The sequence below is a fragment of the Rhodococcus huquni genome (assembly GCF_055231055.1).
On record NZ_JBUYWE010000004.1, the window covers coordinates 390,909 to 406,601 of the forward strand.

The 15,693-nt window shown below is 63.9% G+C and carries 14 protein-coding genes; 11 read left to right on the plus strand and 3 right to left on the minus strand.

Going from position 1 to position 15,693, the window contains the following annotated elements; genetic code table 11:
- The first annotated feature begins 3 nt into the window (after positions 1 to 3).
- The 9 genes from argJ (at position 4) to ACZI8R_RS11165 (ending at position 10,899) form a co-directional block, all read left to right on the plus strand.
- Positions 4 to 1,227, plus strand: coding sequence for a bifunctional glutamate N-acetyltransferase/amino-acid acetyltransferase ArgJ (gene argJ / locus ACZI8R_RS11125; protein ID WP_463379693.1), 1,224 nt, complete (start codon positions 4 to 6; stop codon positions 1,225 to 1,227).
- Positions 1,224 to 2,141: an acetylglutamate kinase gene (gene argB, locus ACZI8R_RS11130; protein WP_463379651.1), complete on the plus strand. Its 918-nt coding sequence runs from the start codon at positions 1,224 to 1,226 to the stop codon at positions 2,139 to 2,141. Before argJ ends, argB begins: the two co-directional genes overlap by 4 nt.
- Complete coding sequence (locus ACZI8R_RS11135; RefSeq protein WP_463379652.1) at positions 2,138 to 3,337, plus strand: acetylornithine transaminase; 1,200 nt, start codon at positions 2,138 to 2,140, stop codon at positions 3,335 to 3,337. Before argB ends, ACZI8R_RS11135 begins: the two co-directional genes overlap by 4 nt.
- A gap of 5 nt (positions 3,338 to 3,342) precedes the next feature.
- Positions 3,343 to 4,296: an ornithine carbamoyltransferase gene (argF, locus tag ACZI8R_RS11140; protein ID WP_463379653.1), complete on the plus strand. Its 954-nt coding sequence runs from the start codon at positions 3,343 to 3,345 to the stop codon at positions 4,294 to 4,296.
- Complete coding sequence (locus ACZI8R_RS11145; protein ID WP_463379654.1) at positions 4,293 to 4,829, plus strand: arginine repressor; 537 nt, start codon at positions 4,293 to 4,295, stop codon at positions 4,827 to 4,829. The genes argF and ACZI8R_RS11145 overlap by 4 nt, the downstream gene beginning before the upstream one ends.
- A 63-nt stretch (positions 4,830 to 4,892) precedes the next feature.
- Positions 4,893 to 6,092: an argininosuccinate synthase gene (locus tag ACZI8R_RS11150; protein WP_463379655.1), complete on the plus strand. Its 1,200-nt coding sequence runs from the start codon at positions 4,893 to 4,895 to the stop codon at positions 6,090 to 6,092.
- A gap of 2 nt (positions 6,093 to 6,094) precedes the next feature.
- Positions 6,095 to 7,516 carry an argininosuccinate lyase gene (gene argH / locus ACZI8R_RS11155; RefSeq protein ID WP_463379656.1) on the plus strand — a complete coding sequence of 474 codons (1,422 nt, stop codon included), beginning with the start codon at positions 6,095 to 6,097 and terminating at the stop codon, positions 7,514 to 7,516.
- A 113-nt stretch (positions 7,517 to 7,629) separates the two neighbouring features.
- Positions 7,630 to 10,623 carry an acyl-CoA synthetase gene (locus ACZI8R_RS11160; RefSeq protein ID WP_463379657.1) on the plus strand — a complete coding sequence of 998 codons (2,994 nt, stop codon included), beginning with the start codon at positions 7,630 to 7,632 and terminating at the stop codon, positions 10,621 to 10,623.
- A 54-nt stretch (positions 10,624 to 10,677) separates the two neighbouring features.
- Complete coding sequence (locus ACZI8R_RS11165) at positions 10,678 to 10,899, plus strand: Trm112 family protein (protein WP_463379658.1); 222 nt, start codon at positions 10,678 to 10,680, stop codon at positions 10,897 to 10,899.
- Here the strand turns inward: ACZI8R_RS11165 and ACZI8R_RS11170 are convergent.
- Genes ACZI8R_RS11170 through ACZI8R_RS11180 form a run of 3 tightly spaced genes read right to left on the minus strand, consistent with a single transcriptional unit; the run spans position 10,896 to position 13,024 of the window.
- Complete coding sequence (locus ACZI8R_RS11170) at positions 10,896 to 11,528, minus strand: TetR/AcrR family transcriptional regulator (protein ID WP_463379659.1); 633 nt, start codon at positions 11,526 to 11,528, stop codon at positions 10,896 to 10,898. The two genes, ACZI8R_RS11165 and ACZI8R_RS11170, sit on opposite strands and share 4 nt — an antisense overlap.
- Positions 11,529 to 11,538: 10 nt before the next feature.
- Entirely contained in the window at positions 11,539 to 12,294 is a 756-nt protein-coding gene (locus ACZI8R_RS11175; protein ID WP_463379660.1) for an ABC transporter permease, read from the minus strand.
- Positions 12,295 to 12,298: 4 nt separating this feature from the next.
- Positions 12,299 to 13,024: an ABC transporter ATP-binding protein gene (locus ACZI8R_RS11180; protein ID WP_463379661.1), complete on the minus strand. Its 726-nt coding sequence runs from the start codon at positions 13,022 to 13,024 to the stop codon at positions 12,299 to 12,301.
- A gap of 88 nt (positions 13,025 to 13,112) precedes the next feature.
- On the opposite strand from ACZI8R_RS11180, the gene ACZI8R_RS11185 reads away from it, so the two are divergent.
- Positions 13,113 to 13,751: a DNA-3-methyladenine glycosylase gene (locus ACZI8R_RS11185; protein WP_463379662.1), complete on the plus strand. Its 639-nt coding sequence runs from the start codon at positions 13,113 to 13,115 to the stop codon at positions 13,749 to 13,751.
- Between the two features lie 8 nt (positions 13,752 to 13,759).
- The gene (tyrS, locus tag ACZI8R_RS11190) at positions 13,760 to 15,037 is read left to right on the plus strand and encodes a tyrosine--tRNA ligase (RefSeq protein WP_463379663.1); all 1,278 of its coding nucleotides are present in this window, start codon (positions 13,760 to 13,762) and stop codon (positions 15,035 to 15,037) included.
- The last annotated feature ends 656 nt before the right edge of the window (positions 15,038 to 15,693 follow it).

The window sequence follows — 15,693 nt, forward strand, 5'->3', positions numbered from 1 at the left end:
GAAGTGCAGACGGACGTACGCGAACTTCCCTACGGGAAGTTGTTCCGAAACCAAGGTGTCACAGCACCTTCCGGGTTTCGGGCCGCAGGTATCCAAGCGGGGATCAAGGCCAACGGGAATGCCGATCTGGCGCTCGTCTTCAACGAGGGTCCGGATCTCGAGGCCGCTGGGGTGTTCACGACCAACAAGGTCAAGGCTGCGCCCGTGCTGTGGTCTCAGCAGGTTCTGACCACCGGACGCTTGCGCTCGGTGGTCCTCAACTCCGGCGGCGCGAACGCGTGTACCGGGTCCGCGGGCTTCCAGGATTCGCACAGGACGGCAGAGGAGGTCGCCTCGGCCTTGAGCAACTGGGGCACCGATACCGGCGCCGTGGAAGTTGCCGTCTGCTCGACAGGGTTGATCGGCGATCGGCTTCCGATGGACAAGCTGATTCCCGGAGTCACCGAAGTGGTGCACGAACTCGCTGGTGGAATCAGTGGTGGCACCGATGCCGCTTACGCCATCATGACGACCGACACCGTGCCGAAACAGGTGGCGCTGCACCACAACGACAAGTGGAACGTCGGTGGCATGGCCAAGGGCGCGGGAATGCTCGCGCCGGCGCTGGCGACGATGCTGTGTGTCGTGACCACGGACGCGTCCGTCCCGGCGGCACAGCTGGATGCCGCTTTGCGGGAAGCGACGCGACTCACCTTCGACCGTCTCGATGTGGACGGTGCAACCTCCACCAACGACACCGTGTTGCTGTTGGCATCCGGCGCGAGCAACGTCACGCCGTCCCAGGATGAACTGGTGGCTGCGATCACCATGGTGTGCGACGACCTCGCAGACCAATTGATGGCCGATGCGGAGGGCGTGACCAAGCGGATTCGAGTGACGGTCGGCGGGGCCGCGAGCGAAGACGACGCCTTGATCGCCGCGCGCACCGTCGCGCGCGACAGTTTGGTCAAAACGGCTCTGTTCGGTTCGGATCCGAACTGGGGCCGGGTGCTCGCTGCGGTGGGCATCGCGCCCGTCGAGTTGGATCCCGACAAGATCTCCGTGTCCTTCAACGGAAGTCCGGTGTGCATCGACGGCGTGGGCGCCCCCGGCGCCAGAGACGTCGATCTGTCGGGTATCGACATCGAACTGAACATCGATCTCGGAGTTGGTGATCGCGAGGTCACCATTCGGACCACCGACCTTTCCCACGCGTACGTAGAAGAGAACTCGGCATACTCGTCATGACGTTCCCAGACATCACCGATCACCAGAAGGCGCACGTCCTTGCGGAGGCACTTCCGTGGCTTCAGCAGTTTCGCGACAAGGTGGTCGTGGTCAAGTACGGCGGAAACGCCATGATCGACGACGGACTCAAGGCGGCATTCGCGGCGGACATGGCGTTCCTGCGGACAGTGGGAATCCATCCCGTGGTCGTGCACGGTGGCGGCCCGCAGATCAATGCGATGCTCGCCCGACTCGGCATGGAGGGCGAGTTCCGAGGTGGATTCCGCGTCACCACACCGGAAGTGATGGATGTCGTGCGAATGGTCCTCTTCGGGCAGGTCGGCCGCGAGCTCGTCGGCTTGATCAACGCACACGGGCCGTATGCGGTGGGGATCTCCGGTGAGGATGCGCACCTGTTCCGGGCGACGAGACGCACCGTCATGGTGGACGGCGCGCACGCGGACATCGGTCTCGTCGGCGACGTCACGACGGTGAACCCCGAAGCGGTTCTGGATCTCATTGCGGCGGGTCGGATCCCGGTGGTGTCGACAATTGCCCCCGATGCAGACGGAATCGTGCACAACATCAACGCCGACACCGCGGCCGCCGCTCTCGCCGAGTCGATCGGCGCCGAAAAGCTGGTCGTGCTCACCGATGTCGAGGGCCTCTACACGAACTGGCCCGATCGAGGTTCTCTGGCAACGCAGATCGATGCGGATGCACTGGCACAGCTGCTGCCTTCGCTCGACGCAGGAATGGTCCCGAAGATGGAAGCATGCCTGCGGGCCGTGCGTGGTGGCGTGCCGACCGCACATGTGATCGACGGACGTGTCGCGCATTCGGTTCTGCTCGAATTGTTCACGGGGGAAGGTATCGGCACGATGGTCACGCCCGAACCGAACGCCGCTCACACATCGGAGGTGGTCGTGTCGTGACAGGCACACCGGAACTGCAGCAACGCTGGTCCCACTCGTTGATGAACACCTACGGGGCTCCGCGGGTGGCGCTCGTGAAAGGCGAGGGTGCAGTCGTCACCGATGCGGACGGTCGTCAGTACGTCGACCTGTTGGCCGGCATCGCTGTGAACATCCTGGGTCACGCTCATCCGGCGATCGTCGCTGCGGTCACCGAGCAACTCGGCACCTTGGGGCACGTGTCCAATTTGTACGCAAGCGAGCCCGCTGTCGCGCTGGCGGAGAAGTTGCTCTCGCACCTGGGTTCTCCTGGCCGGGTATTCCTCTGCAACTCGGGCGCCGAAGCGAACGAAGCGGCGTTCAAGCTGGCTCGAGCCACTGGTCGTACCAAGATCGTCGCCGCGGAGAATTCCTTCCACGGCCGCACGATGGGGGCGTTGGCGCTCACCGGTCAAGCGGCCAAACGAGCACCGTTCGAGCCCATGCCGCCCGGGGTCGAGTTCGTCCCGTACGGCGACGCCGAGGCGCTGGCGGCGGCCGTGGATTCCGATACCGCAGCAGTATTCCTCGAACCCATCATGGGTGAGGGGGGTGTCGTGGTGCCGCCCGAGGGCTACCTCGCCGCAGCCCGGAAGATCACGTCGGACAACGGCGCACTGCTGGTTCTGGACGAGGTGCAGACGGGCATCGGACGTACCGGATGGTTCTACGCCCACCAGGCGGCGGGCATCGTTCCGGACGTCATGACGCTGGCCAAGGGACTCGGCGGTGGAATGCCGATCGGTGCCTGCATCGCCACCGGCGCCACCGCAGACCTGTTCGGTCCGGGAAAGCACGGCACGACCTTCGGTGGAAACCCGGTGTGTGCGGCTGCGGCTCTCGCAGTTCTGCGGACTGTTGCCGACGAGGATCTCGTGTCGCGGGCCGACACGGTCGGCAAGAACATCATCGCCGGGATCGAGGCGTTGGGACACCCGCTCGTCGACCATGTTCGGGGCTCGGGATTGCTGCTTGGCATCGTCCTGACACAGGACATCGCACCGGCCGTGGAGAGTGCTGCACGTGACGCCGGATACCTGGTGAACGCAGCCCAGCCCGGCGTGATCCGACTGGCACCCCCGCTGGTCCTGACAGACCGGCAGGCAGAAGAATTCGTGGAAGCATTGCCCGGCATACTCGACGCCGGTTCGACGGCAGCACAACAGGGGGAGAAGTGACGACGATGGTGAAGCATTTCCTCAGAGACGACGACCTCACGCCGGCGCAGCAGGCGGAGGTACTCGATCTCGCGGTTCGGCTCAAGGCGAAGCCGTTCTCCGAACGCCCGCTCGAAGGGCCGAGAGGCGTCGGCGTCATCTTCGAGAAGAACTCCACGCGCACGCGCTTCTCCTTCGAGATGGGTATCGCGCAGCTCGGCGGCCATGCGGTGGTCGTGGACGGGGAAAGCACTCAGCTCGGCCGCGAAGAGACGTTGCAGGACACCGGGCGTGTGTTGTCCCGGTATGTCGACGCTGTGGTGTGGCGAACGTTCGGACAGGAGCGGCTGGAGGCCATGGCGGAGGGCACCGATGTTCCCATCGTCAATGCTCTGTCCGACGAGTTTCATCCTTGCCAGGTCCTCGCCGATCTCTTGACGCTCGTCGAGCGCAAGGGGGAGTTGAAGGGGCTGAAGCTTTCCTACTTCGGCGACGGCGCCAACAACATGGCGCATTCGCTGATGCTCGGGGGAGTGACAGCGGGTATCGATGTGACGATCGCCAGTCCCGCCGGTTTCGAACCGAAGCAGTGGGTCGTCGACGCCGCGACCGAGCGTGGCGCGGAGACCGGGGCGTCGGTCACGGTCACGAACGATCCGCAGCAGGCGGCGTCCGGCGCCGATGCGTTGGTGACGGATACCTGGACGTCGATGGGGCAGGAGAACGACGGTCTCGATCGTGTCGGCCCGTTCCGGCCCTTCCAGATCGACGAGAAGCTGATGGCCCTCGCGAAGGACGACGCCGTTCTGATGCATTGCCTGCCGGCACATCGCGGTGACGAAGTGACCGACGGTGTGCTCGACGGCCCGCAGAGTGTCGTCTGGGACGAGGCCGAGAATCGGCTGCACGCGCAGAAGGCGCTGCTCGTGTGGCTGCTGGCGTACAACTCCGGTTCCCAAGACTCGGGTCAGCAGCGATGAGTTCCACTCCGGTGGAGAAGGTGGGCGACGCGGTATCCGCCCGACCTGTGAATCGCGCCTCCGCGCCGACGCGCGCCGGACGTCAGGCCCGCATCATCGCCCTGCTTTCCGCCAATCCGGTTCGCAGCCAGACCGAACTGGCCACCCTTCTGTCTCTCGAGGGTATCGAGGCTACGCAGGCCACGTTGTCCCGTGACCTGGAGGAACTGGGTGCGGTGAAGCTTCGCGCGGCCGACGGCGGAGCGGGGGTGTACGTGGTACCGGAAGACGGCAATCCCGTACGTGGTGTGTCCGGTGGCACCGACCGACTGTCCCGCCTGCTCGGCGAACTTCTCGTCTCCACGGACGCGAGCGCGAACCTCGCGGTGTTGAGAACGCCGCCTGGGGCAGCGCACTATCTGGCGAGTGCACTCGATCGGGCATCATTACCCGACGTGGTGGGAACCATCGCGGGCGATGACACCATCCTCGTGGTGGCTCGCGAACCGATGACCGGGACCGAACTCGCGACGATGATCGAATCGTTGGCGTGAGCACGCGTCCGCTCGACAACTGAATCTTCTCTACAGATCTTCAACCTAAGGAGCACAAACACCATGGCCGATCGCGTCGTACTCGCCTACTCCGGCGGGCTGGACACTTCAGTCGCCATCAGCTGGATCGGCAAGGAGACCGGCGCAGAAGTCGTCGCGGTTGCCATCGATCTCGGCCAAGGCGGCGAGGACATGGACGTCGTGCGTCAGCGCGCACTCGACTGCGGTGCCGTCGAATCCGTCGTCGTGGACGCTCGCGACGAATTCGCGGACGAGTACTGCCTCCCCACCATCCAGGCGAACGCTCTCTACATGGATCGGTACCCGCTCGTGTCGGCCATCAGCCGTCCGTTGATCGTGAAGCACCTCGTCGAGGCGGCGCGGTCGCACGGTGGCACCACCGTTGCGCACGGATGCACCGGCAAGGGCAACGATCAGGTCCGGTTCGAGGTGGGCTTCCACTCGCTCGCTCCCGACCTCGACGTGATTGCGCCGGTCCGCGATTACGCCTGGACCCGTGAGAAGGCAATCGCCTTCGCGGAGGAGAACAAGATCCCGATCAACGTGACCAAGAAGTCGCCGTTCTCGATCGATCAGAACGTCTGGGGTCGCGCCGTGGAGACCGGCTTCCTGGAGGACCTGTGGAACGCGCCGACCAAGGACGTCTACGACTACACCCAGGACCCGACGGTCAATTTCCAGGCTCCAGACGAACTGATCATCAGCTTCGAAGCAGGCAAGCCTGTCGCCATCGACGGCAAGCCGGTGTCGGTTCTGGAGGCAATCCAGGAGCTCAACACTCGTGCGGGCGCTCAGGGCGTCGGCCGTCTCGACATGGTCGAAGACCGGCTCGTCGGCATCAAGAGCCGCGAGATCTACGAAGCGCCCGGCGCGATGGTTCTCATTACCGCGCACCAGGAACTCGAGCACGTGACCCTCGAACGTGAACTCGGTCGCTACAAGCGTCAGACCGAGCAGCGCTGGAACGAGCTGGTGTACGACGGCCTCTGGTTCTCGCCGCTGAAGACCGCCCTGGACACCTTCATCGCGAAGACCCAGGAGCGCGTGACCGGTGACATCCGTCTGGTCCTGCACGGCGGCAGCATCGTGGTCAACGGTCGTCGTAGCCCAGAGTCGCTCTACGACTTCAACCTCGCCACCTACGACGAGGGTGACAGCTTCAACCAGGCGTCCGCCAAGGGATTCGTCGAAATCCACGGTCTGTCCTCGAAGGTCGCTGCGAAGCGCGATCTGGGTCTGTAGAGATGTCGGATTCGCACGGCACCAACACCGGCGCCTTGTGGGGCGGCAGGTTCGCATCCGGGCCTGCCGCCGCCATGGCGGCGCTGAGCAAGTCGACCCATTTCGATTGGGTGCTCGCGCCGTACGACGTGCGTGCGTCCAAGGCGCACGCACGCGTCCTGCACAAGGCCGGGCTACTCGCGGACGAAGACCTGAAGACCATGTTGGACGGTCTCGAGCGCCTCGCCGCCGACGTCGCGAGCGGGGCCTTCGCTCCGAGCGAGAGTGACGAGGACGTCCACGGCGCGCTCGAACGCGGTCTGATCGACCGGGTCGGTCCCGAGGTCGGAGGTCGACTTCGGGCAGGGCGTTCGCGCAACGATCAGGTCGCCACACTGTTTCGGATGTGGTTGCGCGACGCTGTACGGCGCGTGGCGGAGGGAGTTCTCGACGTCGTCGACGCCTTGAGCGCGCAAGCGTCGTCTCACCCGGATGCGGTGATGCCGGGCAAGACGCATCTGCAGGCCGCGCAGCCGGTGCTCCTTGCGCACCACCTCCTCGCACATACCCATCCGTTGCTGCGAGACGTCCAGCGTCTGCAAGATTTCGACGTCCGCGCCGCGGTGTCGCCGTACGGTGCGGGTGCACTCGCCGGGTCGTCGCTCGGACTGGACCCGGAGGCGATTGCTGCGGAGTTGGACTTCGACTCGTCGGCGGAGAACTCCATCGATGCGACGTCGTCGCGAGACTTTGCGGCGGAAGCGGCGTTCGTGCTGGCGCTCATCGGGGTGGACCTGTCACGTATGGCCGAGGAGGTCATTCTCTGGAGCACGCCCGAGTTCGGTTACGTCACACTGGCCGACGCGTGGTCCACAGGTTCGTCGATCATGCCGCAGAAGAAGAACCCGGACGTCTCCGAATTGACGCGCGGAAAGTCCGGGCGACTGATCGGCAACCTCACGGGGCTGTTGGCAACGTTGAAGGCGCAGCCACTTGCCTACAACCGTGATCTCCAGGAAGACAAGGAGCCGGTGTTCGACTCGGTCGCTCAGCTGGAGCTTCTCCTCCCGGCGATCGCAGGGCTCGTGAGCACCCTCGAATTCCATACCGATCGGATGGCCGAACTGGCGCCGGCAGGGTTCACTCTGGCGACGGACATCGCAGAGTGGCTCGTACGTCAGGGCGTCCCGTTCCGTGTTGCCCACGAGGCGGCCGGAGCGTGCGTCCGGGTGGCCGAAGCACGCGGTGTCGGTCTGGCAGACCTGACCGACGAAGAGCTCACTGCCGTGGATCCTGCTCTCACACCGCAGGTACGTGAGGTGCTGACGGTCGAGGGTTCCATCACATCGCGTAACGCACGGGGCGGTACTGCCGGTGTACGTGTCGCCGAACAGTTGACCAGGGTGCAGGAGCTCACGCGCACCCTGAGGGAGTGGACTTCCTGAGCCGACATTCTCGCGGGGGTCGACTGCGCAGGTGCTGACGCTCGCAGTACTGTGAGTGCAGGTTCAGGGTTGTGAGATGTGCATCACATTTCGATGAGGCTGGGAGTGTATTCGTGGGACTGAATACAAAGGCTGTTCTGGGGCCGATACGACGCATCGTGGCCACCGCTCAGAACGGGCTGGAGGTCGTCAGGCTCGGGGGACTCGAGACGGATTCGACCACCTCACCGTTCGAGATCGTCGAGCGGGCACCGATGTACAGACTGCGTCGCTACTTCCCGGACACTCCCGCCGAGGAACTCGGTCCTCCCATCGTGCTCGTGCCGCCGATGATGATGTCCGCCGACGTATACGACGTCACCCGCGATCAGGGTGCCGTGGGGATACTGCACGGCATGGGCATCGACCCCTGGGTCGTGGATTTCGGTTCCCCCGACACCGAAGAGGGTGGCTGGGATCGCAACCTGGCCGATCACATCGTCGCCATCAGCGACATCATCGATCTGGTTCGCGCTCACACCGGCCGTGATGTGCACCTCTCGGGGTACTCGCAGGGTGGAATGTTCGCCTATCAGGCTGCGGCGTACCGAAGAAGCAAGAACATCGCGAGCATCGTGACCTTCGGTAGCCCGGTGGATACGTTGGCGGCCTTGCCTTTGGGTATCCCTGCCGGCTTCGCGTCGAAGGGCGCCGAACTCCTCGCCGACCACGTTTTCACTCGGCTCGCGGTATCGGGGTGGATGGCTCGCACCGGGTTCCAATTGCTCGATCCGGTGAAGACCCTGAAGTCGCGGGTCGACTTCCTCATGCAGCTCCACGACCGCGAGGCGCTGCTGCCACGTGAGCAACAGCGCCGCTTCCTGGCCACCGACGGTTGGGTCGGGTGGTCCGGACCGGCGGTGGCAGACCTACTGAAGCAGTTCATCGTTCACAACCGGATGATGACCGGTGGCTTCGTCATCAACGACCGGGTCGTTGCGCTCTCCGAGTTGAAGTGCCCGATCCTCGCGTTCGTGGGTGAAGTGGACGACATCGGCCAGCCCGTCGCGGTGCGCGGAATCCGCCGGGCTGCGCCACGCGCCGACGTCTACGAATCGAGCATGCGGGCCGGACATTTCGGGCTGGTCGTCGGTTCCACGGCAGCCACTCACACCTGGCCGACGTCGGGCGAATGGGTTCGTTGGGTGGAGTCGGGCGAGGGCGTCCGACCGCAGGGGATCGAACTCATGGGTTACGGCGAGCACGACGAAAGCGACACGGGTGTGTCCATCAGCGACCGCATCGTGCACACCGTCGCGTCGTTCGCAGAGGTCGGCGCCGGGCTGAGCAAGGGGATCGGCGATCTGGCCTCGGGTGCTGTTCGCGGCACCGTCGAGCTGTCCAGTGAAGCAACCAGAGCGCTGCCACGGTTGGCACGTCTCGGTCAGATTCAGCCGCACACCCGGATTTCGATGAGTCGCCTGCTCGGTGAACAGAAGAAGAAGGCGCCCAACGGGGAGTGCTTCCTGTTCGACAATCGAGTCCACACCTACGCTGCGGCAAACAATCGAATCGACAATGTCGTTCGCGGGCTGATCGAGTGCGGTGTCCGGCCGGCGGCTCGGATCGGTGTCCTGATGGAGACGCGGCCCAGTGCTTTGGCGACGATCGGGGCACTGTCGCGGATCGGCGCGGTAGCCGTGCTGTTGGCGCCGGGATCGAATCTCGACGCGGCGGTGCAACTGGGGAACGTCGAACAGATCGTGGCGGACCCCGAGAACCTCGAGGACGCAATGGCGACCGGTAAGCAGGTCCTCGTTCTCGGTGGTGGCGAACTGCGAGATCTGGACCTCCCGGCGAACGGCGACGTGATCGACCTCGAGCAGATCGATCCCGACTCCGTTCGAATTCCCGGGTGGTACCAACCGGATCCGGGTCTCGCCCGAGAGTTGGCGTTCATCATCTTCTCCGAATCGAACGGGCAGCTCGAGACGAAGCACATCACCAACTACCGGTGGGCGTTGTCCGCATTCGGTACCGCCACCGCGGCCGATCTGGACCGCAGCGACACAGTGTATTGTCTTGCGCCGCTGCATCATTCGTCCAGCCTGTTGGCGGCACTCGGGGGTGCCATCGCAGGTGGTTCACGAATTGCTCTGTCGGCCGGAATCGAACCCGAACGGTTCGCAGAGGAGATCCACCGTTACGGAGTGACGGTCGTCAGCTACACGTGGATGATGTTGCGCGAGATTCTGGACGCAGACGTACCGGCACTGGACGACTCCCACAATGTCCGCCTGTTCATCGGTTCGGGGATGCCGACCGGCTTGTGGCGGCGTACCACCGAGCGCTTCGCCCCGGCGAAAGTGCTCGAATTCTATGCGTCGACCGAGGGTGACGTCGTTCTTGCCAATGTCGCAGGAGCAAAGGTGGGTTCGAAGGGGCGTCCACTTCCCGGCAGTGCCGATGTGCGGATCGCTGCCTACGACCCCACGGCCCGTCGTCTACTCGAGGACGAGAACGGATTCGTGTGTGAATGTGGTGTCGACGAGGTGGGGCTGCTCCTCGGTCGTGCCGGAATACACGCCGAGCGAACGAATGTTGCGATGCGGGGAATCTTCGAAGCCGGGGATGCGTGGATCCCGACCGAGAACCTCTTCCGCCGGGACGAGGACGGCGACTACTGGCTTGTCGATCACAAGCGGACCGTCATCGCGACGAGTCGCGGAATCGTCTACACCCAGCCGATCGTGGATACCTTGGTCGCGGTCGACCGCATCGACATGGCCGTCGTCTACGGGGTCCCGCAGGGCGACGTGAGCCTGGCCGTCGCAGCTGTGACTCTGCGGCCGGGCCGTGTGCCCCGTATCGCCGAGGTGGGTGATGCGCTCGATTCGTTGCCGATCGCGATGCGGCCCGACATCATCCACGTCGTCGAGTCCATTCCACTCGGCCCGTCGTTCCGTCCCAGTGCGGCGGCCCTGCGTGCGGCGGGTATCCCGAAGCCGAGTGCTCGCGCGTGGTACCTCGATGTCGAGTGCGGACGCTACAAGCGCATGACGAAGGCAGTGGCCGCGAACATCGTGTCGGCATCGGTGCTTGCGCCTGCTTCGAGCGACGCGCGGTAGCCTGAACGCCGCGGTCACCCGAACGCGTTGTCGAACAGTCGAGAGGATCTTCACGTGGCGATCGATGCGACGTTGCTCAGCATTCTGGCGTGCCCACAGGACAAGGGGCCGCTTCTGCTGATCGCAGACGAGGTTCTTTACAACCCTCGGTTGCGCCGTGCGTATCCGATCGAGAACGGAATCCCGGTTCTGTTGATCGACGAGGGTCGCGACGTCGGTGAAGACGAACACGAGTCGTTCGTTGCACGGGCAGCGGAGTCGGGTTCCGCCAGCTAGCTTTCGGGGCTCGTTCGTATCGAGTTCGGTAGCGGGCCGGTGAGGTAGCGCTGCAGCGTCGGCGCGACGATCTCGACCAACCCGTCTATCGGTACACGATCGAGCGGATCGAGTTCGAGGATGTGTCGTGTGGCCAGTAGCCCCAACATCTGCGATACGACGAGTTGGGTACGAAGCGCCCCTGTTCCGGCCGGATGGTCCACCCGTGGTGTGATTTCGCGGAGAACGACCTCGAGGAAGAAGCTGCGAACGAGGTCGACGTCGTCGCCCGCCATCGCTGAGCGAAACAGTGCGATCACCGCGTGCCGCTCGGGTGATTCCCACACCGGCAGAACCAATCCGGCGAGTAGAGCACCCAACCCCTCGATCGAGGCGTCTCGGAGCGGAGCGAGGATTCTGGCGGGGTCGACCGGAAGTTGAATCGACGCGACGAACAGTTGCTTCTTCGTGCCGAAGTAATGGTGAACGAGGGCGGCGTCCACGCCGGCGTCGTGGGCGACTGCACGAACCGAGACATTGTCGTACGCGGTCCGGGCGAACCGAGCGCGCGCGGATTCGAGAATGCGGGCACGGGTGTCGGGGTTCCCTGGCCGGCGCCCGGTACGACGGCGTGCTTCTGGCGAAGTCATCGCTGACCTCCTAGGGCGTACGACGGCGAAGTGTGGCCGCGGCAAGGCACAGTGCGGCAACTGCGAAGAGCGCTACGACGGCGAGATCCCGCCACATGGTCGCGGTGGTACCCGGGTTCTGCGCTACCTCGTCGAGCGCCTCGACGGCATAGCTCAACGGCAACACGTTGCTCACCCATTCGAGCCAGGTCGGAAGTTGATCACGCGGTACGAGGAGACCACACAAGAAGAGCTGCGGAATCACGATGACCGGCATGAACTGGACAGCCTGAAACTCGGTCCGAGCGAACGCACTGCACAGTAGGCCGAGTGCCACACCGAGCACTGCGTCGACGATGGCAATGAGAATGACCCAACCGACGGCGCCCTGCGTCGAAAGGCCGAGAAAGCCGAACGATATCGCGCAGGCCAGTGCGGCTTGTGCAGCTGCCGATGCCGAGAACGCCGTCGCATACCCACCGAGTAGGTCGAGTTTGGCCATCGGTGTGGTGAGCAGGCGTTCGAGAGTTCCCGAGGTGCGCTCCCTCTGCATTGCGATGGACGTGACCAGGAACATGATCACGAACGGGATGATCCCCAGCATGGTGATCGCGATCCGGTCGAAGAGCGACTGCTCTCCCGGCATCGTCGGCATGTTCTGGTACAGGAAATACAGCAGGATCATCAGGACGCTGGGGACGACGAGGATCATGGCCACCGTGCGATGGTCGGACCGCAGCTGCGCCAGGACGCGACCCGCAGTCACGAGGAGAATTCGAGGGTTCATCGCGTCATACCTCCCGCTCGGCGTTCTGGATCAGGCTGAGGAAGGCATCCTCGAGACTCGTTTCGCCGGTCCGACTTCGGAGTTCGTCAGGGGTGGGGTGCGCGAGAACTCGGCCGTCGCGCATCAGTAGCAGCGAGTCGCAATGGTCGGCCTCGTCCATCACGTGGCTGGAGATCAGCAGGGTGGTGCCGCCTGCGGCCAATTGCGCGAAGCGCTCCCAGAGTTCGACGCGTAGTACCGGATCGAGCCCCACAGTCGGCTCGTCGAGTACGAGCAGATCGGGGTTGGATACCAAGGCGCAGGCCAACGAGACCCGCCCCCGTTGCCCACCGGAGAGGTCGGCGGCGGTCTGTTGGTCGTACGGGGTGAGACCCACGACTGAAATCGCGTCCGACACAGTAGATTTAGAAACTCCGTGTAGTGCGCCGAAGTACCCGACGTTCTGCTTCACCGTCAGGTCCGAGTACACGCTCGGCGATTGGGTCACATAGCCGACGCGATTGCGTAGGGGAGCGGTACCGGCAGGTCGGCCGAGCACGGTCACGGTTCCGGACTTCACGATCTGGGTGCCGACGATGCACCGCATCAATGTGGTCTTTCCGCAGCCGGACGGGCCGAGCAAGCCGGTGATGGACCCGCTCGCCACATCGACGTCGATTCCGTGCAGGACGGGTTTGTGGCCTCGGACCACGTGTAGGCCGCGTATCTCTACGGCAGGTTCCTCGGACATGGCGCCTCAATTCACCGAATGATGAAATCATCGTTCGGTGAATTATGGAACGGGCGCCGGTTCGCGGTCAAGGGGCACAATTGCCGTGATGAAGCGCGAAGTGTTGTCCAGTGCCCAGACTCCCGTCGAGGCCGCGCAGTACGTTCTCGGTGCGGTACTGCGGCTGCCCGGGATTGCCGTCCGAATCGTCGAAGTCGAGGCGTACGGCGGAGAAGCGGACGGTCCCTGGCCGGACCCGGCGTCCCACTCCTTTCGGGGTCGAACGGAACGCAACGCCGTGATGTTCGGTGAGGCAGGGCATCTCTACGTGTACCGGAGCTATGGGATGCACTTCTGCATGAACGTCTCCTACGGCCCGTTCGGCGACGCCGGCGGGGTTCTCCTGCGCGGTGGCGAGATCGTCGAGGGGGAGTCGATCGTGCGCGAGCGACGACCCGGTTGTGAACGTGCCCGCGACCTCGCCCGTGGACCGGGAAATCTGGGAGCCGCCGTCGGCGTCGATCTGTCCGACAACGGGACGGACCTTCTCACTCCTTCTTCTCGGATTCGTCTGGAACGGGAAGAAGAGGGATCGGAGACAAGCAACGAGCGTCGGGTCGCGGGACCGCGAGTGGGTGTGAGTCGCGCGGCCGACCGTCCGTGGCGACTCTGGTTGCCGGATTCCGGATCGGTGTCGGCGTACCGGCGTAGCCCGCGGGCGACGCCCGCACGAGCGGGGATGGGATGATCGACGTCGTGACTGAGAACATCATCGACGAACTCCAGTGGCGTGGGCTCATCGCCCAGTCAACCGACCTCGATGCGTTGCGCCGTGATCTGGACGCGGGTCCGGTCACGCTGTACGCCGGGTTCGACCCGACCGGTCCGAGCTTGCACGCGGGCCACCTGGTTCCTCTCCTTGCCCTGAAGCGCTTTCAGCGCGCCGGCAATCGACCCATCGTCCTGGCGGGCGGCGCCACCGGATTGATCGGCGACCCGCGTGACGTGGGGGAGCGAACGATGAACTCCGCAGACACGGTGGCGGAGTGGTCCGAGCGGATTCGCGCTCAGCTCGAGCGCTTCGTCGACTTCGATGATTCGCAGACCGGGGCCGTGATCGAGAACAACATGAACTGGACCGGCAACCTGTCGGCCGTCGACTTTCTCCGAGACATCGGAAAACACTTCTCGGTGAACGTGATGTTGGCCCGCGACACCGTGAAGCGGCGTCTCGAGTCGGACGGCATGTCGTACACGGAGTTCAGCTACATGCTGCTTCAGGCGAACGACTACCTGCAGCTGCGCAGGAACCACGGATGCGCGCTGCAGGTCGGCGGATCGGACCAGTGGGGAAACATCATCGCCGGGGTCGAGCTCAATCGTCGTGTCGACGGTGAGTCCGTGCACGCGCTGACGGTCCCGCTCGTCACGTCTTCGGACGGCACAAAATTCGGGAAGTCGACAGGAGGGGGCAGTCTGTGGCTCGACCCCGAGATGACGAGTCCGTACGCGTGGTACCAGTACTTCGTGAACACCGCCGATGCCGACGTGGTCAAGTACCTGCGGTGGTTCACCTTCCTCTCCGAGGAAGAACTGACCGAACTGGAGAAGGCGACCGAGGAACGTCCGCAGGCCCGGGAGGCCCAGCGTCGACTCGCTGCCGAGATGACGACGCTCGTGCACGGGGAGGCGAACACTCGTGCCGTCGAACTGGCCAGCAAGGCGCTTTTCGGTCGAGCAGAGCTCCGAGAACTCGACGACACAACCTTGGCTGCGGCACTGCGCGAGGCTTCGATCGCGGAGATCGCACAGGGGGAGCCCGCCGGCATCGTGGACCTTCTCGTGGCAACCGGACTGTGCGAGAGCAAGGGTGCGGCGCGACGAGCGGTCAAAGAAGGCGGCGCGTACGTCAACAACGAAAAGGTCTCCGGGGAGGAATGGACGGCGGAACCTTCCGATCTCCTGCACGGGGAGTGGCTCGTTCTGCGCCGCGGAAAGCGCAATTTCGCCGGCGTGCGGATAGCTTCGGACTAGCGTGCTGCGCATCACAATGGTGTAATTCATGGGCGGCCCCCGGTTGTCCGGTCGGATCCACGAATCGACCAGCGGATTTAACCGAGCGGGGTGCCCCCACCTGGGGATTTGACGCTCCGTTCTCCGTCGCGTAACTTATTCCAGGTCAGAGCGACACGGACACCAACCCCGACCGAGAGGCCGGGGACACGCGGTTGGACGGCGGCGCCTGAACTTCTCTGAGAAATCGGGCAAGATTCGATTCTTCGGAGATGGCCGATCTCCTCGATTTGCTTCGGGAGAACGGAAAGATATAAGTTTGAACGGTTGCCCCAACGCACCGAGGAAATGTCTTCGGATTGTGTTGGTGTGCGCGTGTTCTTTGAGAACTCAACAGTGTGTCGATGAATGTCAGTGCCAAATGTTTTTTGGTACTCCGCATCATATGTGCCGGCTCTTCTTTGGAGGGTTGGTTGTGTGGTGTGGGTATTTGCTGGCTCTTTTCCTTCTTCCGTCGGAGGAGGGTCAGTGTTTTTATGCTAGTTTGAGTTTTTTTTGCTAGTGATTTGACTCGATGTCTATGACTGATTTGTGGCTTCGGCTGCGTAATCTAGAGTCTTCAACGGAGAGTTTGATCCTGGCTCAGGACGAACGCTGGCGGCGTGCTTAACACATGC